Here is a 21,914-nt window from a genome sequence, read left to right as displayed (position 1 = left end):
GTGGTGGTATTCTTCAATGTGAAACGCCAGATTCTCTTTCAGCGAGCGCAAGGGATCTTGCCGTGCAAGGCTTTGGGTTTTGACCATGAGACGTCCAGAATCTATTTGTTACGAGCTGCCTGGAAAAATGATAACAATATCAGATGCATAGAGCAAGATAACAAAGTAGTACTAAAAGGTGGTGCTGGCACAGGCAAGACAACCCTTCTGGCGGCGCTTGCGCTGTGGCTGAAGGCAGAGCGTCTTCCACATGCCTTCTTGGCTCCGACTGGGCGCGCGGCACGGATTCTTAGAGACAAGACCGGCGCCGATACATCGACGATTCATCAGCGTATCTATAGCTTCGCGAAGCTAGAAGTTTTTGAAGAAGCGAAATTGAAGAACGATCCCGGTATGCGCGTGCGCTTCCACCTGAAGGGTGATGATCCAGGTAGCACGCTATTTGTTGTTGATGAGGCATCAATGGTTGGTGATCAGGCCGACAAGCAGGATATGCTGCGGTTTGGTTCGGGGCGTCTTCTTGCTGATCTAATCGAGTACACGCGCATCGGCCGTCTTGGGCGTATGTGCGGCGATATTGGTGCGAAGCTCTTGTTTGTCGGAGATCCCGCGCAGTTGCCACCTGTTAGACAATCGTCCTCTCCAGCACTATCGAGCGAGCATTTAAGTTCCGAGTATGGGCTGTCTTGCATCGATCTAGAACTTACCGATGTCCATCGGCAAGAAACTGGTAGCGCGATCCTTGAACGCGCCACTGAAATTCGTCAGGCCGTTCAGTCTAAGTCCTTCAATCATTTCAGGCTCAGCCCATTTGGGGAGACGCTCATAGAAGAAACTGTGGTTCAGGGCATCGACCGCATCGCACGGGCCTATCAGGAGCGTAGGCCACATGGGGTGTTGATTACTTACACCAACGCCAAGGCGGCTGAGATGAACCGTGCAATTCGAGGAAGGTTGTGGGGCGACGAAAATGCAGACCTAAGACCAGGGGATCGGTTGCTGATTAACCGAAACAGCCCGCGCTGTGATCTCTTTAATGGCGATCTCGTCCAGGTTCTGGACGTCTCGGGTATGCCAGACCGCAGAACAGTACAGCCGCGAGGGCTGACTTTCCCCATCACATTGACTTTCCGTAAGGCGACCGTTGCCTACAGAAACTCCGGCGGCATTGTGCAGCGGATGGAATGTCTATTGCTTGAGAACCTCCTCAATTCGAAGCAGGGGGCCTTGACTCCCGAAGAGCAGCGGGCGCTGCTCGTCGAGTTTCAGAAACGTTACCGGGATCTCAAACGAAACACGAATGCCTTCAGTTTGGCGCTCAAGGATGATCCCTGGTTCAACGCCCTGCAGGTCAAATACGGTTATGCCATGACCTGCCACAAAGCCCAAGGAGGGGAGTGGGAGTCGGCGGTGGTTTACTTCGATTTTAGTGGCGGCAAGCAGAATGCGGACTTCTTCCGGTGGGCTTATACGGCCATTACGCGTGCGAAAAAGACACTGGTCACGATCGGAGCTCCGGAATTCGATGCCTATTCTGAGATGCAATGGCAAACGCTAGCACCACTCGAAGAGTCGGCTACGAATGAGCAAGAGCGTAGGGTGGAACTAGCGGCCGATCCCGATTGGAATCGTTTTTCTTTTTCGTCGAGCCAAGTTATGCTCTTCGATTACCACCGACAGGTACGCGACGCTCTGCAGTCACAGGGAATCAGTATTGAGAGACACGATCATCTCTCTTATTGTGAACGGTACCAGATTAAATGTAATGGGCAGGTTGCTGGAGTTCAATATCGGTACAAAAAAACCGGGCGAGTTTCTACCATTACTGTGGCGGATGGTTGTTGGGCCGGTGATACGGTCCTCGCTCAATCCGCTGTCCAAGCGATGCAACATGTATTGCATCATGGCGAGACGGCCGATAGTGAGCCGCTTTCGAACCCATTCATTAAGGCATTTTTCGATCGACTCGAAAAGAGCACCGCTGGTGCTGGCCTTCGTATCCTCTCGAAAAGAGTTCTTCCATATAAGTTGCGGATAGAAATCAGCGATGGGGCACGGCATGGAACGCTTGATTTCTGTTACGACGGTACACCCAAGTGGACCGTTGTGCAGGAAGTGGGGGCCCCGGGAAAAAGTCAGGGTTTGTTTGACATGGTGAAGGCGCTGATGGAGGAGGGATAAGATGCGTGCTGCCCAGCAGATCTCGGCGCTGCGCAAAGCGGATCAGTTGGACGAAGCCCTTGCGGTGGCCCGCCCCCTGTGGGCTGAGATACCAGCCAGCGCCGATTTGAAGTGGGCAGTGGGATGGCTGCTCTACGCCCTTGTTAAGCGAGATGTGGCGGATTTCGCGGCTGGTCAAAGATCGCGCGATGACCTCGTCTTGCATCTCGATGAATGGCTGCGTCAGTACACGCGAGGCGGTAAACCGAATGCTCCTGATCTGCTCCACTCTCTGTTAATGACACAGGTTTTGAAAGTTGCTAGGGAGTGGCCAAACTTCCTCGCGTTTGCGCGTTGGTGGTGGAATCCCTCTCTGCTCCGACAGGAGGATCGCATGTCTTTCGAGACAAGTGATGGCAAGACCATCGCCAGCCTTGAGTTGCGCCTGATACACGCGGTTGCGCGACTCATCAGCGCAGATCAAGGCGAGCAACGTTCAGATTTGGTCGCTTGGGGTACCGAACTGTTGGACAGCGCCCTTCAATCCCATCCCGATGACCAATGGCTGCACTATTTCAAGAGCAAGCTTCTGACGGAACAGGGTAATACAGAGGAAGCCCGTAAGCACCTGTTGCCGGTTCTACGTCGGCAACGACGGGCAAGTTGGGCTTGGTCTCTCTTCGGGCAGACCTGGGAGCAAGACAACACTGATAGGGCGATCATGTGCTACTTTCGCGCCCTTCAGGTCGCGCGGAATGATGTCGAAGTGCTTAAGACGCGCGTTCGGCTGGCAGTTCTATTGACGAAATCTGAGCGTTACGCAGAGGCTGTTCTACAAGTACAGGCGGCTAAGCAGTGTCGTGAGCAGCACGGCTATAAAATGCCGCTACACCTGTCACAGATGGTGAATTCAGACTGGTTCCAGCGCTACGGTAAGTTGCCGAACGCGAGCAAAGAGCCGGACGTTGCTGCGGAGGCAGAGTCGCTGCTCTTTGGTGCCGATGCGAGCGACGTCGTCCATCGGCTTGGTGTGATCGACCATCAGAACATCGACAAAGCATTAGCCCATGTTGCCTTTGATGCTGACGATGGGGTGGTCTTGCTCTATCGGACGATGCAGGCCGTATCTAAATTGACTGTAGGCACTTGCGTCGAGGTCGGTTTTATAGAGGGCGAAAAGCGACCCGTCAGCGTCCGGCCATCGGAGAAGACCGCAATCCCCTGTGTGTATGAGACATTTGAGGGTGAACTTTCACAGCGACCGGGGCAAGCCTTCGCGTTCGTTGTCACCAATGCTGGTCGACGTGTCTTTGTGCATCCAGGACTTGCGAGTCCGCTCAGTGGAGCAGTAGGCAGCAAGGTCTCGAGTCGTGCTGTGATTAGCAGGGATAAACAGGGACGCCCAAGTTGGAAAGCGATCTGCGTTGAGCTTCTGTAAGTCAGGGTCCAAAATGCTTTTCATTTTGCACCCAAGCCCAGCCGTGTCGTTCATGGCACCGATTCCACCTCAAAGCCCACCACCGTTCGCTGCTCACGGCTGAACTCCACACCGATGAGATGGATCGGCAGGCCTTCGGCGCGATACTTGTCAGCGTAGCCCTGGTCCTTGATCTGTTGTAGGGCGCGACCTTCTGGCGCCAGCTCGACGACCTTGAACTCGAACAGGTAGAGGTTGCCGTTGAAGCGTAGCGCCATGTCCAGCCGCCCGGCGTTGCTGGACTCCTCCGGTGTTAGCGCGAAGCCGAGGCTGGCAAAGTAGGCGTAGAACACGCTGGCGTAGTAGCCCTCGTACTGGGCAATCGGGTTGTTGCGGTACCAGTCGTGCGGGATGCTGGCGAAGAAGGCGCTGAACAACTGCTCAAGACCGGGGAAGTCGTTGGCCATCAATAGCCGATACAGCGAACGGCGATGGCGCACGGACTCGGAGCCAGCCGCGGTCCAGGCCTCGAGCAGGGCGCCGTTGAGGCTCTGGTAGACCTCTTGGTTTGGATAGCGCAAGCGGTAGAAATAGGTGCCGCTGACAAGCTCCTCCTCAGCGATGGTGAGATAGCCGGTCTGCCACAGCAGGGCCTCGGTGCTCATGTGGTCGACATCGAAGGCAGAGAGTAGGGCGGCGTCGCTCTCCAACTGCCCGAGCAGCGGTAGCCAGGTCTGGCGTTCGGTCAGGGTCTCGATCAGGAAGCTCGGCGAGCCGGTCTCGAACCACCAGGGGCGGAATGTGCGTTTTTGGAACAGCAGTAGCAGATCGAACGGGTTGTAGACCGCCTCACCGGTCCAGTTATAGCCGTTGTACCAGGCGCGCACCTGCCCGCGATCCAGACCCTCCAGCTCGGGGGAGAAGACCCTGTCCAGGTCCGCTTCGGTGTAGCCACAGAGCGCTGAGTAGTGCGGATCGACCGTGATGTCGTTGAGGTTGTTCAACCCGGAGAACAGGCTGACCTTGCTGAATTTGGATACGCCGGTGAGGAAGGCGAAGCGGATGTGGGCGTCGGAGTCCTTGATCACCGAGTAGAGATTACGCAGCCCATCGCGCATCGCGCGTGCAATGTTGGGATCACGCAGGTTGTCGAGAATGGGCTTGTCGTACTCGTCGATCAGCACCACCACGCGCTTGCCGGTTTTGGCGTGGGCGCTGCGGATCAGTTCCTCGAAACATCCCGCAACATCGGCGCCATCAGTGCAAGCGAGGCTGAGCGCCTGCTGATTGTTGCGCAGCAGCGCCAGGATGCGCCGATCGAGCTCGGCACGGCTTTGGACGATCCCGCCGCCGAAGCTGAGCCGGATCACCGGGAAGCGCCTTGACCAATCCCAACGATGATGCGCCTGAAGCCCCTCGAACAGCGCCTGATTGCCGCTGAACAACTCGCCGAGCGTGTCCAGGAACAGGCTCTTGCCGAAACGCCGCGGGCGCGAGAGAAAGTAGTGCGTGCCCTCCTCGATCAGCTGCAGCGCAAAGCCGGTCTTATCGACATAGTAGTAGTCGTCTTCACGGATCTTGCTGAAGGTCTGGATGCCGATGGGGAGGTGTTTACGGAGCATGGGGAAACGTCCGAGGGCGGGCTGGCTGCGCAGCAATACAGTCAATCTTGATCGTCGCTACTGGCGAGATTCGCTTCGCCTCTTTGCAGCCTGCCCAGGTGCTCAACAGTCGTCTTGACTACGCGATTAACTAAGCGATTCAAGCTCGCCAAGCGAGCCAGAATTTGCGCAGCGGGGTGAGGCCGATGCGTTGATCGGCGACGTCGAAGCCGCTGCGTTCAAGGACGCTGAGCAGATCTTGGTGCAAGCGCAGTTGAACTCGAATGGCGGGTGTTAGCCTGGAGAGCGTTTGGCCTGATTTGTGGGCCTTAAAGGCGTCCCATCGCTGGCGGCGCTTGGGTTGACTGGCTGTTGTGGCTTGGCCGACTGTGTCTTGGCCGGCTTGAGTCTGCTCGGGATGGCGCTCGCGCTTGGCCCGGTCAGGTGCCGCTGCGTGCAATTGCTCGCCGATCGGTCTTAATAGCTCGGGCAGGCGTTGGCGGCCGTCGGCGCTGGCGAGCTGCTCATGGCTGAGTCTGGCCGCGGCGAGCTGGTCGGCCGGTAGCACCTCGCGACCGCGGCGCAGCAAGAGACCAGCGTCGCGGATGCGCCGCACCTGGGCACACCAGCCGCCCGCGCGCCGTGCTGTTGTGAGCTGGCCTTGGTCGTCGGCGTCAGTGCCTTCGCAGCGGGCGATGAGCTCGAACAGGGCACCGAGGTCTTGCTCGTCGCTTTGGCGCTGCGCCTGCTGGTCAGGATGGCGGTGCGCGCGCAGAACACGATCGACCCCCTCGATCAGGTCGATGAAGGCGGGTTGCGGAAGAGGGTGCTGGGCGACGACCGGGGCTAGGCGCTCGCTCAGCGGATGCCGTGGCTCGCCGGCAAAGAGGCGATCGATCTCGCTGCGCCACCAATCGAGCTTGATCTGGGCAATGCCGGGGTCGCTGACCTGATCGGGGATCGCTTGCAGCTCGGCGCGCAAGGCGAACAACGCCGCGAGCGCATTCCGATGCGGGGCCGTGCTCATGCGCACAGCGTAGTAGGCACTGGAGCCGGCTGGGGTGGCGCGATTCGGAAAGCCCCATTCGAGGCTGGCGGCGTTTGGAGCCTGATCTGCGCTCTTCGCTCCGGCTTGATGACCCCTGTTGGCCGCCGACATCAGCTTAGCCTGGGACGCTGGTCCAGGGTAGGACACTGGCTGAGAGTGCGACGCTGCTTTAACCTGAATCTCAGACGATTCATTTTGCAGTCTGGGACCGCGCCATGAGCGATAGATTGCGACGCTGGCCCAAGGCGTGACGCTGGCTCAAGGTGTGACGCTGGCTCAGAGTACGACGCTGGCCTTGGGGCTGGTCTTGGGGACTGGATCGGCATCGGCTCGGGCTCAGGTCGCGGCGGCTGAGACGCCGCTTGGTACATCGACGTCGAGAAAGCGCAGCACCTCGAGCGGATGCTCGAGCAGCCCATCGGCACCCCAGTCGCGCGGATGCAGCTCGACGCCGAGATAGCCATAGAGCGCCGCAAGGGTGCGCATGCCTGCCGCGCGACCGGCGAGGATGTCGCGATGATCATCCCCGACATACCAGCACGCCAGCGGGTCGCGGTCGATCATGCCACAGGCATGGAACAGCGGATCAGGATGCGGCTTGGCGCGTGGGGCCGTATCACCGCTCACCACGCAGGCGGGTTGGATCGGCAACACCATCGCCTCGAGCAATGGATCGGTCAGCCAGCCCGGTTTATTGGTGACGATGCCCCAGCAGATCCCGCGGTCGTTCAGTGCCTCGACCAGATCGCTGATCCCGGGGAAGAGGCAGGTGTCGCAGTGGATATCGGCCGCGTAGAGGTCCAGATACTCGGTGCGCAACGGCTCATAGTCGGGATCGCCCGGCATCAGCCCGAAGCCCACCGCCAGCATCCCGCGTGAGCCTGAGGAGACATGACAACGCGCCTGCTCGAGCGGCACTGCTGGCCGGTCGTAGCGCGCCAGCAGCCGGTTCAGCGCCGCGGCCATGTCCGGTGCGGTATCGGCGAAGGTGCCGTCGAGGTCGAACAGCACCGCCTGGGGCGACGTCAATTCAGGCATAGGCGCCTCAGGCATCAGTGCCGCGCGGCATCTGACAGCACACCAGGTAGTTGACGTCGATATCCTTCGACAGCCGATAGTGGCGCGTGACTGGGTTGTAGCTCAGCCCGGTGATGTCGGTGGTACGCAACGGCGTGGCCCGCACCCATTGATCGAGCTCGGAGGGGCGGATGAAACGGGCAAAATCATGGGTGCCGCGCGGCAGCAGGTTCAGCACGTACTCGGCGCCGATGATCGCGAACAGATAGCTCTTCGGGTTGCGGTTCAGGGTCGAGAAGAAGACGAAGCCGCCGGGGCGGACCAGCTGGGCGCAGGCGTCGATCACCGAGCTAGGATCGGGCACATGCTCGAGCATCTCCATGCAGGTGACCACATCGAAGCTGGCCGGACGCTCGGCGGCGAGCTGCTCGACCGGCATTTGGCGGTAATCGACCTCGACGCCGGTCTCCAGGGTGTGCAGCTCGGCGACCTTGAGTGGCTCTTCACCCATGTCGATGCCGGTGACCTTGGCCCCGGCCAGCGCCATCGCCTCGGAGAGGATGCCGCCGCCGCAGCCGACGTCGAGCACCTCGCGGCCGTCGAGCGCGACCCGGCTTTGCACATAGCCGAGCCGGAGCGGATTGATCTCGTGCAGTGGTTTGAACTCGCTTTCCGGGTCCCACCAGCGCGAGGCGAGGGCCTCGAACTTGCTCACCTCGGCGTGATCGACGTTGTGTAGGGTTTCAGTCATAGGGTCCATGATGAGTGACTAGCGCCGTCAGCGGCGGTTTGTAATAGTGTAACCGAGCGCGGTGAGCAATTTTCGGTTGGCCGGGCAAGTCGGTAAGATCAGGCGATCGTTTCACGTTGAGGGTAATGGCGACGTCGCCTTGGCGTCCCACTGGGCGCGACTTGATCGGGCACTGACTGAGCTTGAGGGCAATCAATTCTCCGCTGGAAAGCCATACGGCGGTGGGCTGAGTTTGAGCAGGGGACCACTGTCGCCAAGACGCAGCTCGCCGTCTTCAGCGGCGCTGATCTCGGCGACGACCAGCATCTCCCACTGTCCCGGGCCGGTTGCGCGGGCGTCGACGACCCGGCCTGGGGCCTGTTCTGAGGTGCTGCTGGCCGCGCTGAGCAGCGTGCCGGGCAGGGGCGGCTCGGCGTCAGCGTCCAGCGTTGCCTGGGCGACATACATCCGCCGCTTGAGCTTGCCCAGATACTGCATCCGTGCGACCACCTCTTGGCCGGTGTAGCAGCCTTTGTGGAAGCTGACGCCATCGATGAGCTGCATATTCGCCATCTGTGGGACGAAGCTATCGCTGGTCTCGGGCAGAACAGTCGGGATGCCGGCGCGGATGTCACGTAAGGCCCAGAGATCAGGGTTTGCCGGTTCGGCGCCAGCCGCGCAGGCGGCTTCCCAGGCTGCGCGGGCGGATTCTGCTGGACCGATCAACAGATAGCGTGGGCTCGGATCGGGGATTCGAATCAAGGCAGTGTCGCCGGCGCGGACCATCGCGTTCAGCGCTTCAGGCAGGCTGCCGAAGGCGTGGGTCAGCGACGCGTTGGCACAATCGCCAACGAGTCCCATGCAGACAAGGGCGTCGCTGGCATCCTCAATCGTGGCTTTCGCGCGTAGCAGGAACATGCGCAGGCGCTTCAGCAAGGTCTCCAGCTGTGCCCGCGGCAAGATCAGCAAAAAGCGCTCGTCGAAGCGCAGGACGCGAAAGTTGGCGAGCATCCGGCCCTTGGGGCTGCAATGACTGCTGAGCTGGGTGTGGGTTGCGGTCAGCTCGCGCAGATCATTGCTCAGCTGGCCTTGGAGGAAGTCTTGCGCCTCCGGGCCGCTCACGGCGATGAGCCCGAGATGCGAAAGGTCGACAACGGCGCAGGCGGGCTCGGCAGGCGCGCTGTCGAAGTGCGCAGCGCCGTCATCGCCGATGCGACCGCCTTGTGAGTCGAGAAAGGCTTGCCAGTCAGTGTTCATAGTAAGATCTCGTGCGATGTCCGGCCTAGCGAGTGAGCCCGCCGGAGCGTGGGTCTGGGGGGCAGTGTGCCGGATCGATGGCTTGCAGCGAAGCCGCGATGATAGCGGATCGGGCCACTGCCTGAGCACCGCTGATTGCGCACAGCTGATTCAGCACAGCTGATATAGTGGCCGGTTAGGCTGCATGCCAATCCTGCGCCATCTTGGCCCAGATGAACGCCCTTACTGACTGCCCTGTACTGGAGATAACAACGCATTGCCTTCCCATCAAGCCATTCCCCGAACCGGCAGCCTGGTCGTTTACAAGAGCCGACCGGCGCGGGTGCTGGCCGCGGCGGAGAAGATCGAGATCGAGATTGAAGGCGGACAGACCAAGCGTGTGCGGCCGAAGGACATCCTCTCGTTGCATCCCGGGCCGGTGGCCAGTCTCGCCGAGCTGCGTCCACCCGAGGTCCACCCGCAAGAGGCCTGGGAGCTGCTCGAGGGTACCGAGACCGATCTCAAAGAGCTGGCGGAGCTGCTGTACGGCGAGCATAGCCCGGGCGCTGCCTGGGGCGCTTGGGAGCGACTCAGCGAAGGACTTTGGTTCGAAGGCACGGCGGATGCGTTAAGGCCGCGTGCCGGCGAGTTGATCGAGCGCGATCGCGCCGAGCGCGAGGCCAAGGCCAAGGCCGATCAAGCCTGGGCAGCAATGCTGGAGCGTTTGCGCCAGGGGCGGATCGAGCCTGAGGACCGAGACGCACTCGGCGAGGTCGAGCGGCTGGCAAACCTGCAAGGCGAGCACAGCCGTATCCTCAAGGCGTTGAATTATGAGGAGACACCGATCGCTGCCTATCGGCTGCTGGTTTCGGTGGGCTATTGGCCGGCGACGCACAATCCCTATCCAACGCGCGTCGGGGCGGCGCTGTGCAATCCGGAGCTGCCGATCCCGGGCCTAGCTTCGGCGACAGCGATCACCGGCGAGCCGGAACGACTCGACCTGACGCATCTGCCGGCCTTCGCCATCGATGACGAAGGCAATCAAGATCCGGACGATGCCATCAGCTTGGATGGCGATCGAGTCTGGGTACATGTCGCCGATGTCGCCGCCTTGGTGCAGCCAGATTCCGAGCTCGATCGCGAGGCCAGGGCGCGCGGCGCCAACCTCTATCTTCCAGAGGGCATCATCCACATGCTGCCCATGGCCATCACCGAGCAGCTTGGGCTTGGGTTGCAGGCCCAGTCGCCGGCGCTCTCATTCGGTCTACGGTTGGATGCGCAGGGTGAGATCAGCGAGATCGAGATCCAGCCAAGCCTGGTGCAGGTGCAGCGGCTGAGTTATGCCGAGGCTGACCGCCGGCTCGATCAGGCGCCGCTGGCTGATCTGGCGCAGATCGCCGATCGCTACCGCCAGCGTCGCTTCGCCCAAGGCGCGGCCGAGATCGATCTGCCCGAGGTCAGTGTGCGGCTGCACGAGGATGAGGTCTTGATCCGCCCGATCGAGCGCACCGGCTCGCGCTCGATGGTCACCGAGCTGATGCTGATGGCGGGCGAGGCGGCGGCCCGCTACGCTCAGGCGCGTGAGCTGCCGATCCCTTATGCGACCCAGCCGACCCCGGAGCGGATCGACCAGCCGAGCAGCATGGCCGGAATGTACGCCTATCGGCGCCTGTTCAAGCCGAGCCGCACCGTCGTCGGCGAGCCGGGGCGCCACTTCGGGCTCGGGCTCGACGCCTACACTCGCGCCACCAGCCCGCTGCGCCGTTACGGCGATCTGCTGGTTCATCAACAGCTGCGTCAGCATCTGCGCGGCAGCGAGCCGCTGAGCGCCGAGCAGGTGAGCCAGCGCGCCGGTGAGGCCGATCAGGGCGGGATCACCGTGCGCCGCGCCGAGCGACAATCCAACCTGCACTGGAAGCTGGTGCATCTGAAGCAGCAGCCACAGTGGAAAGGCGAGGGCGTGGTGGTCGAGCTACAGGAGCGCAAGGCGGTGCTACTGATTCCGGAACTTGCGCTCGAGACGCGCATCCGAGCCAAGCAGGGGCTGGCGCTGGACCAATGTGTGCCGCTGGCGCTGGCCGAGGTCGATCTGGCCCAGGCCGAGTGCCAATTTCGGCTGCTGGGCTAAGCGACAGATGGAAACAACGTATCGCTACCCATGTGTTCTCACAAATCGCCTGAACGTAAGGCGGGCACTGCTGCAGCCTGAGTGGCCTGCGCTCGCACCTCACGACAACCCCGAGAGGAATCATCAATGTTTCTGATGCCTGACCTGATCCCTGCGCCGACCTCTTCGCCGATCTTTTCGCCGACCTCTTCGCCACTCCTGCGCCTACTGGTGCTGCTCTTGGTCGTCCTCAGTGGACCAGCGCTCGCGGCTGATCCCGGGCGCGATCCGGGCCAGTACTTCTTCAACCAGACCTTTGGTGATTTCAGCGAAGAGCTCGAGACCGCGCGCGACGAGGGCAAGAACGGGGTTCTGTTGATGTTCGAGATGGACGAATGCCCGTTCTGCCATCGCATGAAGACCACAGTACTCAACCAGCCCGCGGTGCAAGACTACTTCCGCGAGCACTTTCTGATCTTTCCGGTGGATGTCGAGGGCGATATCGAGGTGGTGGATTTCGCGGGCAATCCTGATATCCAAAAGGACTTCGCGCTGAAGCAGTTTCGGGTGCGTGCAACGCCGGTGTTTGCCTTCTTCGACCTCGATGGCAACATGGTTGCTCGCTACACAGGAGCCACTCGCGATAGCGAAGAGTTCATGCTACTGGGTCAGTACGTCGTCGAAGGTGCCTACAAAGAAACCACCTTCACCAAATACAAGCGTGCCAAGCGCGACGCTGACCAGCAGGCCGCGCTCTCTCCCGTGATCTCGGAATAGTTCAGCGAAAACGTCTATCTGAGCGTGCCCAGAGGAGGGCTCGATGACCGATTCCCAGCAACGCTCCGGATGGGCCGGCGCGCGCTGCATCCGCTGCTTCGTCAGTGGTCGAGTGCAAGGCGTCTTTTTTCGTGCATCCGCAGCCCACGAGGCGCAAGCGCTCGGCATCACCGGCTACGCCCGCAACCTGCCCGATGGGCGCGTCGAGGTGCTCGCCTGCGGCGACTCCGCTGCGCTCGACACCTTCAAGAGCTGGCTGCACCGCGGCCCGGCGGCGGCGGAGGTGTCCGCTGTGGCCTGCGAGACGCAAGACTATCGACCGCTGAGCGACTTTTCGACGCGTTGATGCGGGAAATGCTCAAAAGACTCAGAGGCGTTCGATTCCAGTGCGCAGGCTCCCATCCGACGCTAGCTCGAGCCACCGATAACCGGGTAGCAGGCTGTCTTGGGCAAAATCATCGCTGCCCGGCGTGAATTGTGAGCAGGTAGAGGGTGTGGCGAGGAGGCGAACCTGATCCAGCTGGCGATCGAAGGCCTGATGGACATGCCCCCAGAGGATCACCTTCAGCTGCTGGTATCGCTCGGCAAGGGTGATCAGGTCCTGACCGTTCTCAACCTGCATGGTGTCGAGCCAGCGGCTGCCAATGGGGATCGGCTGATGGTGGAGGGCGACCAGCGCCGGGCGCTGATGAGCCGATTGTAGGTGTTGCTCGAGCGCCGAGAGGGTTCTCGGTTGCAGCTGTCCCGCTTCGGAGCCCGGTCGCGTCGAGTCGAGCAGGATGAGATCCCAGGCGCCAAGACGTTCGACGCGACAGTCTCGATCAGAGCCCGGCTCGACCTCTGCGGCGAGGAGATCGGCACGGTCGTGGTTGCCAGGGATGCAATAACAGGGGCAGCCGAGGCTCTCGATGCGCTGACGGAGATAGCGGTAAGCTTCAGGCCGTTCGTCGTGCACCAGATCGCCAGTGAACAGGATCGCGTCCGGCGGCCAATCTGTGGCCTGTGCCAGCGCCAGCACCTCCTCGAAGCGATCGCGAGTGCATTCGCCGAGCAGTTGACGTTTTGGGTCGGCGTAGAGATGGAGATCGGTAAACTGGAGGATGCGCTGGGCCATCGAGGAAGATCCTTCGCTGAACGGCCGAGATCGGCATCAATGGGTCAGGGTGTGACACCTGATGCGATGTCCGGCGATGACAAGCTCCATCGGAGCCGGGCTTAAACTCAAGCATCTTAGTCTGCAATCGGGAAGCTTGATGTGATGGCAATCGCAAATGCCAAAGCATTGGCGAGTGCGGCCAGCAGCGGATGCCCGGTGCGGCGATAGATCCAACTGCTGAACAGACCGAACACGACGAATAGGATCAGGATGGCGGGGATGATGATGACGAGGAAGAACAACTCCTCGAGGTTCAGCACCACGGCCAGGATGAGCGAGACCAGGAACATGATCTTGGTGAGCGCATAGCCACCGGCGAAGGCCCCGCGGCCGCGGGTCAGCCATTCGTCGGCGACAAACCAGGCCGTGGTTGCGACGAGGAGCACCGCCAAGATGCCGAACCGGTGTGGATCGGGCAGGAAGGCGGCGACGTAGAGGTCGGTTGGCAGTGCGATGCTGAGGGTCTGATAGGCGATCACCGCGAGCAGCGCTAGCATGAAGCCTGAGACGGAGATGTGCGCGCCAGAGTGCTCGCTGCGGCGTGGTCGGATCAACAGCAGCATTAGCCCGGTGAGCAGTGCATAGACGGCAAAATGCAGGGCGATGTAGTCGGCGATGGCGATCGACAGGAAATCGCTCGGGAAGGGGCGCAGGATGAGCGGTGTCAGCAGGGCGGGCAGCAGCGCGGCCGGGAGCAGCCGGCGCCAATCGAGGCCGGCACCAAGTGGCTCGCTACTCACCTGCGGCAGCAGGCGCGAGAGTGGCCAGGCGAGCAGGATGACGCCAAGGAAGTAGAGCCCGAGCCAGGCGCCGCGGGCGTCGATCCAGCCACTGTCCTGGTGGTCGAAGACCTGGTTGAGCCAGTCGAGGGCCGCTTCGAGCGCGGAGGCGCTATAGAGCACACCAATGTGCTCGACATTCTCGGCGACGACCAGCCGGCGCGCGTTGCCGAGGTCGAGATCGCCGTAGGTGATGTTGGGCTCGATCTCGCTGCTGGGGCGATCGGCGACGGCCGCAACCGCGTCGCGGCCTTGATCCAGAATCATCTGCGGCTCCCATTCGCCATAGATGAACAGCAGATTATCCGGGGTGCGGCCGGGTCTGTGCTCGCCAAGGTCTTGGGACAAATAGGGGGAGATCGCGACGATGGCGTCGAGTTCGGCGGCAGGTCCGGCAGGTCCGGCAGGATTCGCACTGGCTTCGGAACCAGTGCTCAGGTTGGCGTCAGCCTCGGCATCCGCGCTGACATCGCCATCGGCGCTGACACTGGTGTCAGGGTAGCCAGGCCGATGACCGATCGCCTCAGTGCCAGTCGCGGGCTGATCGAGCCGGCTTGCTGGGCTGAGATCGCCGTTCAGGTCGGCATAGCGCACGGCGATATCGCCGGCCATGGAATGGCCTAGCAGCGCGAGCCGGCCATCGTACTGCGGCAACGCGCTGGCATAGTCGACGACCGCCGAAAGCGCATCCAGCAGGACTTGGACGCGCTGCTGATCGCCGATCTTGCCCTCCAGCGGCCGCGGATTCGCGCCATGGCCGGGGAAATCGAAGCTGACGGCGATATAGCCATTATGCGCCAAGGTGCGGGCAAAGGGCTCCATCATCTGCCGCGAGCCGGAGAAGCCATGGGCGATCACCACCACCGGCGCCGGGCTGAGGTCGTTGGTTCGGTAGACCGTCACCGGCGCCTGTTCGAGCCTCACCTCAAGGTCGATCAGGCCTTGATCCGTGGTCATCAGCCAGAGGAGGCCGATCAGCATCAGGGTCAGCGCCACGCCGGCGATCAGTGCGTCGATCAGGCGCCAGCGCGGGCGTTGCTGCGGCGAGGTTGTCAGGCGTGCGCTCATGATGTCGGATGCTCTCGGAAACCTCATACCCGCTCTCCAAAGACAGAACCACAGATCAACACCGACAGACGGAGATCAACAGGGCGAGGATCGCTGCCCATCCGCGTGCAGCCGCAGCTCAGTGCAGATACGGCCCATCCTCGCCAATCTGGCCGGGGCCATCCAGCACCCAGATGCCCGCCGAACTGCCTTTGACCGGGAAGCTGAGATGACCATCGCTGTGCTGCTCGGCGCCGCTGACCGCATCGCGGTAGAGGCCGGGGCGGATACCGCCGATCTCGACCTGCTGGTCGCTGCCGATGGCAAGTCCGACGACTGCATAAGAGCCCTCGGCGGAGAGATCGCGGACGAAGCTCATGCCGCTGCCCCATTCGTTCACCTGCGTCATCTGGGCTTTTTGCAGCGCGGGAATCGAGCGGCGGATCAGATTCAGCCGCTGGATGTGGCGATAGAGCGGGTGTGACTGGGTCTCGGCGATGCGATCGTCCTCAAGATGGTCGCCAAAGTAGGCGCGTCCGGTGCTCTCCAGCGTGTCCTTCTCACCCTCGACATCCTGTGGCGCGCCGCGCATGAAGGCGATCTCCTCGCCGTAGTAGAGGCAGGGGATGCCGCGCGCGGTCCAGAGCAGGTTGTAGGTCGCAGCCGCCATCCAGTCCTCGCCCCTGAACCGGTACTTGAAGTCGTTGTCGGGGCCGACGTCGTGGTTCTGCAGGAAGGTGACCAGGCTGGTCGCGTCACCGTAGATCCAATCCATCGACAGCACCTGCGCGGTGCCGCCAAAGGTGCCCTTGCTGACCGTGTCGCGGAAGGTCGAGAACAGGCCGAAGTCGAGCTGTGGGAAGCCGGAATCGCCGCCGCTGTTGGGATCGCGCGGATCATGGCCGAGGCGGGTATACCACCAGGGTCGGATCTCGCTCGGACCATTATCGCCGCCGCCGAGGTCGCCCCAGCCATAGCCCTTGACCAGGTTCTCGCCGAAGACGAAGAGGCCGGGCTTGTGCGCCTTCCAGGCATGGACGTACTCGAGCAGGTTGTCGCGCTCGACGTGCTTGACGGTATCGATGCGCAGCGCATCGACGCCCATGTCGAGATAGCGATTGATGGCGCCGATCAGGTAGTCCTTGACGTTCTGGCGCTCGGTGGCGAGGTCGATGCAGTCGCCGGCCAGATGCTTCTGCTGCAGCGGATGGGCGCTCTCCCAGTCGCCGCCGCAGATGAAGCCGTCTTGGTGGTACCAGTTTGGGTCTAGGTTTTGGGCGTCGATGCCGAAGAAGCGCCCGGGGTTGTAGCCGGGCTTGGGTACCGTCTCGCCGGTCTGGGGGTCGACTAGCGGCTCGAGGCCCTCGGGATCGCGGTTATGGCGCTCGCGATACCAGTCGGGCGCGACGGGATTGTCGATGTCATCGCGGTTGGGCCAGGCGTAGTTGCCCAGGTTGCCTTGGTAGGGGCCATGATCAACCCGGCCCGGCTCCGAGCCCTGCGGCACATAGTATTTGATCGGCAGATGGTCGATATGGACCTGACCGCGAATGCCGTACTGGCAGGAATGGTTGACCACCACGTCTTGGATGATCTTGAGGCCCTTGGCATGCGCGGCGTCGATTAGATCCTGATAGGTGGCGTCGGGCGACTCTAGCCGTGGATCGATGCGGGTCCAGTCGTAGGGATGGTAGCCGTGATAGTCGAGCCCGGAGCGGTTCTCCACCGGTGGCGTGATCCAGATCGCGCTGAAGCCGAGGTCGCGGATGTAGTCGAGCTTCTGGATCAGGCCCTTGAAGTCGCCGCGCCAGTGTGGGTCGATGGCGTTGCCCTGATCATCGAAGCGGATGCGATCGCGGCAGAAGAAGTTGTTCGAGGGATCACCGTCGTAGAAGCGGGCGGTGAGCAGGAAATAGATGGTCTCCTCGCGGAAATCGGTGCGTTCGGCGACTGGGCGGGGCTCTGCGGCTGGAGACTGGGAGGGCGGCGGTTGAACATGGGGGCTGAGATCGGGCATGAGGCGTGGTCGCTCTGGTCGATGCATAGACGGGTGGCGGTGATGAGGCCCAGTTTAAGCCCTGGCATACCTCGCTGCTCGGGCAATGCCCGATGATTGCTCGAGATTGGCCGATGATGAATTGATCACCGTCTGATCATTGACACCGGGACGTCACCGGGGTTTGCTAGGCTGTTCAAATCATCGATTCGTGATCCCAAAGGGCAGAGACTGCTGATGACTGATCAAACCACTGATCAACAAAAGACGGCCTGGCTGCAGGCCTCGGTACTGGCCGAAGAGCTCGATGCGAGCGAGGTCGCAACCCTAGCGCAGGCGATGGGCGTCGTGCGGCTGGCAGGGCAGGAGTCCCTGGTGGTGGAGGGCGATGCGAGGCGCACCCTGTTTGTGCTGGTCGAGGGCCGTCTCGATGTGCTCCATGACCATCAGGGTGCGGACTCGGCGGTCTATCGCATGTCGCCTGGCGAATGTGCCGGAACTCGTGCCTTTGTCGATGGCTCGCCGCGCAAGGCGGGGTTACGCGCGGCCGGTGATGGCGTGGTGCTGACGCTGGAGCCAGATGACTTCGAGGCCTTGCTCGCGCAGCATCCGATGCTGGTGCTCAAGGTGATGCGGGCGCTGTTCCGGATCACCCACAGCAACCTGATGCGGGCGAATCAGGAGTCCGATGCCCTGCGCAACTATGTGACCCGATCGCATGGGCGCTACTAAGGTGCGAAGCGCCTTGCCACCTCGGACGATGAGGCGCTTGTTTCTCGGTATGATGCATCCCGCGTCGTTCTACCGGAGCATGCAGCCTCGGTTTCAGGGGCATCCCATCCAGCATCAGACGGGCATCGCGCGGCGACGTCCGTGCCGGCGAATTGCTGTCCTGACGCTGCTGTTCAGTCTGATCGTGGGCGGCGGCGCGGCGCTGTCCCGGGAGAGTTCGGAGCAGCCCGAGACGGGGCTGCGCTTCTTCGCGGTTGGCGATGCGCCCTATGGCAATGCCGAGTACGCGCCCTTCGAACGCCTGATGCAAGAGGCCGCTGAGCAAAACCCGCCGTTCATCGTCCATGTCGGCGATATCAAAGGTGGCGGCGAGCCCTGTACCGAGGCGCGCAATCGACGCATCGCCGGGCTGTTCCAAGCCATCCCGGTGCCCATGCTCTATACCCCCGGCGATAACGAGTGGACCGACTGTCATCGCCAGTCCGCCGGCGGGCTCGATCCGCTCGAGCGCCTGGCAGCACTGCGAGCGCGCTTCTTTGCCGACCCCGAGGTGCTGCACAACGCGGTGCTTGAGCTGCAGGTACCAGACCTGGCCTATCCAGAGAACGCCTATACCCTCAAGGATGGCGTGATGCTGGTGTTGCTGCATCTGGTCGGTAGCGACAACAATCATCGCTCGAAGAACACCGCCGCGATGACTGAATGGCGGCAACGCTCGGAGGCCAATCGCAGCCTCTTGCGCGAGGCGACCCGCGTTGCGCAGCAGTCACAGGCGCGGGCGATGGTGCTGCTGTTTCATGCCAATCCGTTGTTCGAGCGCTCACCGGCATCGCCAGGCTTCGCGCCATTCATGACCGATCTGGAGGTGTTGCTCGGCAGCTATTCAGGGCCAGTGCTGGCCATCCATGGCGACACCCATCGCTTTCAGTTCAATCAGCCGCTGCTGCGCAATCGGTCGGCGGTGAAAGGCGCCGAGCGTTTATGGCGTCTCGAGGTCCCAGGCTCGCCATTCCTTGGTGGCGTTTGGGTGAGCCTGACCTCAGATCCTGCCGAGCCGTTTGCGATCTCGGTGGTGTATCCATCGGCGGCTGAGGCGTTTACATCGTTCTATTCTTACGACGGACCGCACGGCGAACTGCGTGATCACGGCGAATGCGTGCTTGGGCTCAGCCACAGGCGCATGGAGCGAGGGCTTGCAAGACAATCCTTTCTGCTTCGCGAGCTTTGCGATAACCGAGTCCCTTATGAAGGTAACCTGCTATGAATTTTACAGTAACAGTTGATCGGGACGAGGATGGAATTTGGATAACAGAGTGCCCTTCGATCCCAGGTTGCATTTGAATAAACGGCGACCCAAAAACTGCGTCCGGCTCTGTGCCAGAATACGAGTTTATCGTGCGCGGTTTTTGGGCGCGTTATTCTGAACGTTAGCGGTCATGCCCGCGGCCTAAGCGTCCTTGTCGCGCTCGACCATCGCATAAGCCGAGTGGTTATGGATCGACTCGAAGTTCTCCGCCTCGACCACGTAGGCCGCGATGCGCTCCTCGGCATTTAGCCGCCGCGCGACATCGCGCACCGTATCCTCGACGAACTTGGGATTGTCGTAGGCATGCTCGGTGACGTATTTCTCATCGGGCCGCTTGAGCAGGCCATAGAGCTGCGCGCTGGCCTCCGCCTCGACGAGCTCGATCAATTCCTCGATCCATAGGAAACCACGTGTCTTTGCCTCGACGGTGACATGCGAGCGCTGATTGTGCGCCCCGTAGCGCGAGATCTCTTTCGAGCAGGGGCAGAGGCTGGTGACCGGCACTACGACCTTGATCGAGAGCTCCGGCTTGCCGTGACGGACCTCGCCGATCAACGTCACCTCATAATCGAGCAGACTCTCGACCCCGGTCACCGGCGCGCGCTTGTTGACGAAGAAGGGAAAGCGCATCTCGATATGGCCGGCCTCGGATTCGAGCCGCTCGGCCATCTCGGTGAGCATCTCCTTGAAGGTGCCGACTCCGATCTCGCGCTCGTGGCCATTGAGGATGGCGACGAAGCGTGACATGTGCGTGCCCTTGAAGTGATGGGGCAAGAACACGTACATGTTGAAGGTCGCCACCGTGTGCTGCTCGGCGCCGCTGCGATCCTTGATCCGCACCGGGTGGCGGATGTCTTTGATGCCAACCTTGTTGATCGCGATCTGCCGACTGTCCGGACTGGACTGGACGTCGGCAATCTCCACCGATGCCGGCCCGGCCGCGCCAGTCGCGCGCTGCGGATTTGGTCGATCATCACGGCGATCGATGGTTTCAAGGGATGGGTTGGGGGTCAGCGCGGCGTCCACAGAGACTGCTCCTCGGGTGTAACGGGGGGCGAGGCAGCGCAAACGACGCAGACCTCGCCAAAGACCGCTTACGATGAGGTCTAGCGCGTTTCGCTGCAAGCGTCGAGCCGCTGCGGCAAGCATCGACGCGCGGTTCACTCGTGCTCGAGCAGCCCCTCGGAGCGCATCAAGGCGGTGCCATAGTCGATATCCACGGCAAATGAGATGTTGGTGCCCGGGGTTGAGCGTCGCTCCCAAGTCGCGCTGCCGCTCAAGACTTCGGCAGGCTCGAAGCGCCCGCTGATGATACCGACCACGTGACCATCCGCGACATGGATCAAGGGGCCACCGATATCGCCGTTGTGGACCATGCTGTCGAACAGGATCAGCTGGGTATCGTTGGCCGAGCGGATCTTGGCCGCCGCAAAGCCGCCGACGGTCAGCGTGGTGTGGATCTGCTCGTGGCCGAAGGCGTAGCCGAGACTCATCAGCGAGGCGCCAGGCAAGACGTTCTCGCCGCTGCCGAGGAAATCATCTGGCACGCTGATCTCGAGTCCTTGGTCGATCTTCAGCAGGGCGACATCGTGGGCGGTATCGCGGCGCGCCACCGACACGGCCATGGCCGCGACGCGGTCGAAGCTCATCGGCTGGAACTCACCGCCGCTGGAGGTCGGTACCACCCGCAGCCCTTCGGTCTCGGCGACGAGATGGGCGGCGGTGAGTAGATAGCCTTGCGGATGCACGACGAACGCCGTGCCGAGAAAATCGAGCGCACCGGCGTTGTCTCTGGCCAGCATCAGGCAGCCGCCGCGAAATTTTTGGCTGATTCCTTGGAGCATCAGGGGTTCTCCGATGGTTGTGCGTCACCCAGCCACGCCTGCACCCGTTGCGGGTTGGCGCGCAGCCAGCGCAGGGCTTGGGCATAGGGGTCTCGGCCTTGGTCCTGGTGAATCCAGACCAGCAATTGCTCCATCGCCTGCGCATCCCAGGCAAAGCGATCAAGCACGGCGGCGGCTTGCGGGCGGTCGTCGCTCAGGCCGGTTCGGACCATGGTATGGATGCTGCCGGTGCCGCCATAGACGCCTTCGGGATCATCGAGGAAGCGCAGCGACCAACGTCCGAACATCCAGTGCGGAATCCAACCGGTCACCACCACCGGTTGGTTGCGGGCGATCGCATTCGCGAGGGCGTCTGTCATCTGCGATTCGCTGCCGGCGACCAGTCGAAATCCGCTCAGGTTGTAGGTCGAGATCGCGGTTTCGGTCGCGCTCATGATGCCCGCTTCCGGATCGATACCGATGATGCGACCGCCGAGCGCCTGGCGTCGCTCTGCCAGTTGCTCAATGCTTTGGATCTGAAGGCTCGGCTGCGTTTGGACGCCGCGCTGGTCGGTCTGGCGTCCAACCCCGGTGGCCGGGATCACCAAGCCGGTTTTGGTTCCATCCAGGTTGGGACCGAGATCCTCGAGCTGGTCGCGATACTGGGCGAAATAGTCGGCATGGGTGTCGGGCAGCCAGGCTGAGAGCAACACATCGGCCTCGCCCTCGGCCACCATGCGCCACATCGCGTCGGCGCTGGTCTCGATCAGCTCGCAAGGCTGCTCGAGATGCTCGGTCAGGACCGCACAGACGACATTCGCGCTGGCGACCGATGAGGACCAATCGACGTAGGCGATGCGCAGCGGTTTGCTGCTGTTGGTGTTGTCGCTGGCGCTGACGCCCGTCGCGAGCAGGAGACAGAGTGCGGTTAGGAGTCCCTGCACAAACCGCTTGGCGGTGCCTGTTCGGGGCCGCTGCCTCT

At 61.9% G+C, this 21,914-nt stretch carries 18 protein-coding genes; 7 read left to right on the top strand and 11 right to left on the bottom strand.

Annotated elements, in window-relative coordinates:
* Together CKO42_RS18085 and CKO42_RS18080 are read left to right on the top strand one after the other, a co-directional pair.
* The coding region (locus CKO42_RS18085; RefSeq protein WP_200247085.1) for an ATP-dependent DNA helicase at positions 1-2,181 on the top strand (2,181 nt) is incomplete at its 5' end.
* 1 nt (position 2,182) lies between these two features.
* Entirely contained in the window at positions 2,183-3,598 is a 1,416-nt protein-coding gene (locus tag CKO42_RS18080) for a tetratricopeptide repeat protein (protein WP_200247083.1), read from the top strand.
* A 50-nt stretch (positions 3,599-3,648) separates the two neighbouring features.
* Here the strand turns inward: CKO42_RS18080 and CKO42_RS18075 are convergent, their stop codons facing one another.
* The 5 genes from CKO42_RS18075 to ygfZ form a co-directional block, all read right to left on the bottom strand.
* Complete coding sequence (locus CKO42_RS18075) at positions 3,649-5,199, bottom strand: ATP-binding protein (protein WP_200247081.1); 1,551 nt, start codon at positions 5,197-5,199, stop codon at positions 3,649-3,651.
* 139 nt (positions 5,200-5,338) lie between these two features.
* Positions 5,339-6,337: a squalene/phytoene synthase family protein gene (locus tag CKO42_RS18070; protein WP_200247079.1), complete on the bottom strand. Its 999-nt coding sequence runs from the start codon at positions 6,335-6,337 to the stop codon at positions 5,339-5,341.
* A gap of 225 nt (positions 6,338-6,562) precedes the next feature.
* Positions 6,563-7,264, bottom strand: coding sequence for an HAD family hydrolase (locus tag CKO42_RS18065; protein ID WP_200247077.1), 702 nt, complete (start codon positions 7,262-7,264; stop codon positions 6,563-6,565).
* 7 nt (positions 7,265-7,271) lie between these two features.
* Positions 7,272-7,994, bottom strand: a complete 723-nt coding sequence (gene ubiG, locus CKO42_RS18060) for a bifunctional 2-polyprenyl-6-hydroxyphenol methylase/3-demethylubiquinol 3-O-methyltransferase UbiG (RefSeq protein WP_200247075.1) — start codon at positions 7,992-7,994, stop codon at positions 7,272-7,274.
* A 192-nt stretch (positions 7,995-8,186) separates the two neighbouring features.
* Entirely contained in the window at positions 8,187-9,230 is a 1,044-nt protein-coding gene (ygfZ, locus tag CKO42_RS18055) for a CAF17-like 4Fe-4S cluster assembly/insertion protein YgfZ (RefSeq protein WP_200247073.1), read from the bottom strand.
* Positions 9,231-9,486: 256 nt separating this feature from the next.
* On the opposite strand from ygfZ, the gene CKO42_RS18050 reads away from it, so the two are divergent.
* The 3 genes from CKO42_RS18050 to CKO42_RS18040 all read left to right on the top strand — a co-directional run bounded on the left by CKO42_RS18050 (position 9,487) and on the right by CKO42_RS18040 (position 12,439).
* The gene (locus tag CKO42_RS18050) at positions 9,487-11,337 is read left to right on the top strand and encodes a ribonuclease catalytic domain-containing protein (RefSeq protein WP_200247071.1); all 1,851 of its coding nucleotides are present in this window, start codon (positions 9,487-9,489) and stop codon (positions 11,335-11,337) included.
* A 135-nt stretch (positions 11,338-11,472) separates the two neighbouring features.
* Positions 11,473-12,093 (top strand): thioredoxin family protein, encoded by a 621-nt coding sequence (locus CKO42_RS18045; protein ID WP_200247096.1) that lies wholly within the window; start codon positions 11,473-11,475, stop codon positions 12,091-12,093.
* A 43-nt stretch (positions 12,094-12,136) separates the two neighbouring features.
* Positions 12,137-12,439 (top strand): acylphosphatase, encoded by a 303-nt coding sequence (locus CKO42_RS18040; protein ID WP_200247069.1) that lies wholly within the window; start codon positions 12,137-12,139, stop codon positions 12,437-12,439.
* Between the two features lie 21 nt (positions 12,440-12,460).
* Here the strand turns inward: CKO42_RS18040 and CKO42_RS18035 are convergent, their stop codons facing one another.
* The 3 genes from CKO42_RS18035 to CKO42_RS18025 all read right to left on the bottom strand — a co-directional run bounded on the left by CKO42_RS18035 (position 12,461) and on the right by CKO42_RS18025 (position 17,092).
* Complete coding sequence (locus CKO42_RS18035; protein WP_200247067.1) at positions 12,461-13,207, bottom strand: phosphodiesterase; 747 nt, start codon at positions 13,205-13,207, stop codon at positions 12,461-12,463.
* A gap of 116 nt (positions 13,208-13,323) precedes the next feature.
* Positions 13,324-15,096, bottom strand: coding sequence for an alpha/beta hydrolase (locus CKO42_RS18030; protein WP_242479501.1), 1,773 nt, complete (start codon positions 15,094-15,096; stop codon positions 13,324-13,326).
* A gap of 118 nt (positions 15,097-15,214) precedes the next feature.
* The gene (locus CKO42_RS18025) at positions 15,215-17,092 is read right to left on the bottom strand and encodes an alpha-amylase family glycosyl hydrolase (protein ID WP_242479500.1); all 1,878 of its coding nucleotides are present in this window, start codon (positions 17,090-17,092) and stop codon (positions 15,215-15,217) included.
* A 216-nt stretch (positions 17,093-17,308) separates the two neighbouring features.
* Here CKO42_RS18025 and CKO42_RS18020 point away from each other — a divergent pair, with 216 nt between their 5' ends.
* Together CKO42_RS18020 and CKO42_RS18015 are read left to right on the top strand one after the other, a co-directional pair.
* Positions 17,309-17,803, top strand: coding sequence for a cyclic nucleotide-binding domain-containing protein (locus tag CKO42_RS18020; RefSeq protein ID WP_200247065.1), 495 nt, complete (start codon positions 17,309-17,311; stop codon positions 17,801-17,803).
* A gap of 79 nt (positions 17,804-17,882) precedes the next feature.
* Positions 17,883-19,067 carry a metallophosphoesterase gene (locus CKO42_RS18015; protein WP_200247063.1) on the top strand — a complete coding sequence of 395 codons (1,185 nt, stop codon included), beginning with the start codon at positions 17,883-17,885 and terminating at the stop codon, positions 19,065-19,067.
* 183 nt (positions 19,068-19,250) lie between these two features.
* Here CKO42_RS18015 and folE2 read toward each other — a convergent pair whose 3' ends face one another.
* The 3 genes from folE2 to CKO42_RS18000 all read right to left on the bottom strand — a co-directional run bounded on the left by folE2 (position 19,251) and on the right by CKO42_RS18000 (position 21,876).
* Positions 19,251-20,033: a GTP cyclohydrolase FolE2 gene (folE2, locus tag CKO42_RS18010; protein ID WP_322828780.1), complete on the bottom strand. Its 783-nt coding sequence runs from the start codon at positions 20,031-20,033 to the stop codon at positions 19,251-19,253.
* 236 nt (positions 20,034-20,269) lie between these two features.
* Positions 20,270-20,953, bottom strand: coding sequence for a S1 family peptidase (locus CKO42_RS18005; RefSeq protein ID WP_200247061.1), 684 nt, complete (start codon positions 20,951-20,953; stop codon positions 20,270-20,272).
* Entirely contained in the window at positions 20,953-21,876 is a 924-nt protein-coding gene (locus CKO42_RS18000) for a glycine betaine ABC transporter substrate-binding protein (protein ID WP_338034944.1), read from the bottom strand. Before CKO42_RS18000 ends, CKO42_RS18005 begins: the two co-directional genes overlap by 1 nt.
* Positions 21,877-21,914 lie beyond the last annotated feature (38 nt).

This window comes from Lamprobacter modestohalophilus, assembly GCF_016583905.1.
Lineage (GTDB): Bacteria > Pseudomonadota > Gammaproteobacteria > Chromatiales > Chromatiaceae > Lamprobacter > Lamprobacter modestohalophilus.
The sequence above is the reverse complement of the archived record's forward strand: the minus strand, read 5'-3'. Positions and strand labels throughout refer to the sequence as shown.

Coding starts and splice junctions, on each gene's coding strand:
- CKO42_RS18080 (WP_200247083.1), top strand. CDS start 2,183: ATGCGTGCTGCCCAGCAGATCTCGGCGCTGCGCAAAGCGGATCAGTTG.
- CKO42_RS18075 (WP_200247081.1), bottom strand. CDS start 5,199: ATGCTCCGTAAACACCTCCCCATCGGCATCCAGACCTTCAGCAAGATC.
- CKO42_RS18070 (WP_200247079.1), bottom strand. CDS start 6,337: ATGTCGGCGGCCAACAGGGGTCATCAAGCCGGAGCGAAGAGCGCAGAT.
- CKO42_RS18065 (WP_200247077.1), bottom strand. CDS start 7,264: ATGCCTGAATTGACGTCGCCCCAGGCGGTGCTGTTCGACCTCGACGGC.
- ubiG (WP_200247075.1), bottom strand. CDS start 7,994: ATGACTGAAACCCTACACAACGTCGATCACGCCGAGGTGAGCAAGTTC.
- ygfZ (WP_200247073.1), bottom strand. CDS start 9,230: ATGAACACTGACTGGCAAGCCTTTCTCGACTCACAAGGCGGTCGCATC.
- CKO42_RS18045 (WP_200247096.1), top strand. CDS start 11,473: ATGCCTGACCTGATCCCTGCGCCGACCTCTTCGCCGATCTTTTCGCCG.
- CKO42_RS18040 (WP_200247069.1), top strand. CDS start 12,137: ATGACCGATTCCCAGCAACGCTCCGGATGGGCCGGCGCGCGCTGCATC.
- CKO42_RS18035 (WP_200247067.1), bottom strand. CDS start 13,207: ATGGCCCAGCGCATCCTCCAGTTTACCGATCTCCATCTCTACGCCGAC.
- CKO42_RS18030 (WP_242479501.1), bottom strand. CDS start 15,096: ATGAGCGCACGCCTGACAACCTCGCCGCAGCAACGCCCGCGCTGGCGC.
- CKO42_RS18025 (WP_242479500.1), bottom strand. CDS start 17,092: ATGCCCGATCTCAGCCCCCATGTTCAACCGCCGCCCTCCCAGTCTCCA.
- CKO42_RS18020 (WP_200247065.1), top strand. CDS start 17,309: ATGACTGATCAAACCACTGATCAACAAAAGACGGCCTGGCTGCAGGCC.
- CKO42_RS18015 (WP_200247063.1), top strand. CDS start 17,883: ATGCAGCCTCGGTTTCAGGGGCATCCCATCCAGCATCAGACGGGCATC.
- CKO42_RS18005 (WP_200247061.1), bottom strand. CDS start 20,953: ATGCTCCAAGGAATCAGCCAAAAATTTCGCGGCGGCTGCCTGATGCTG.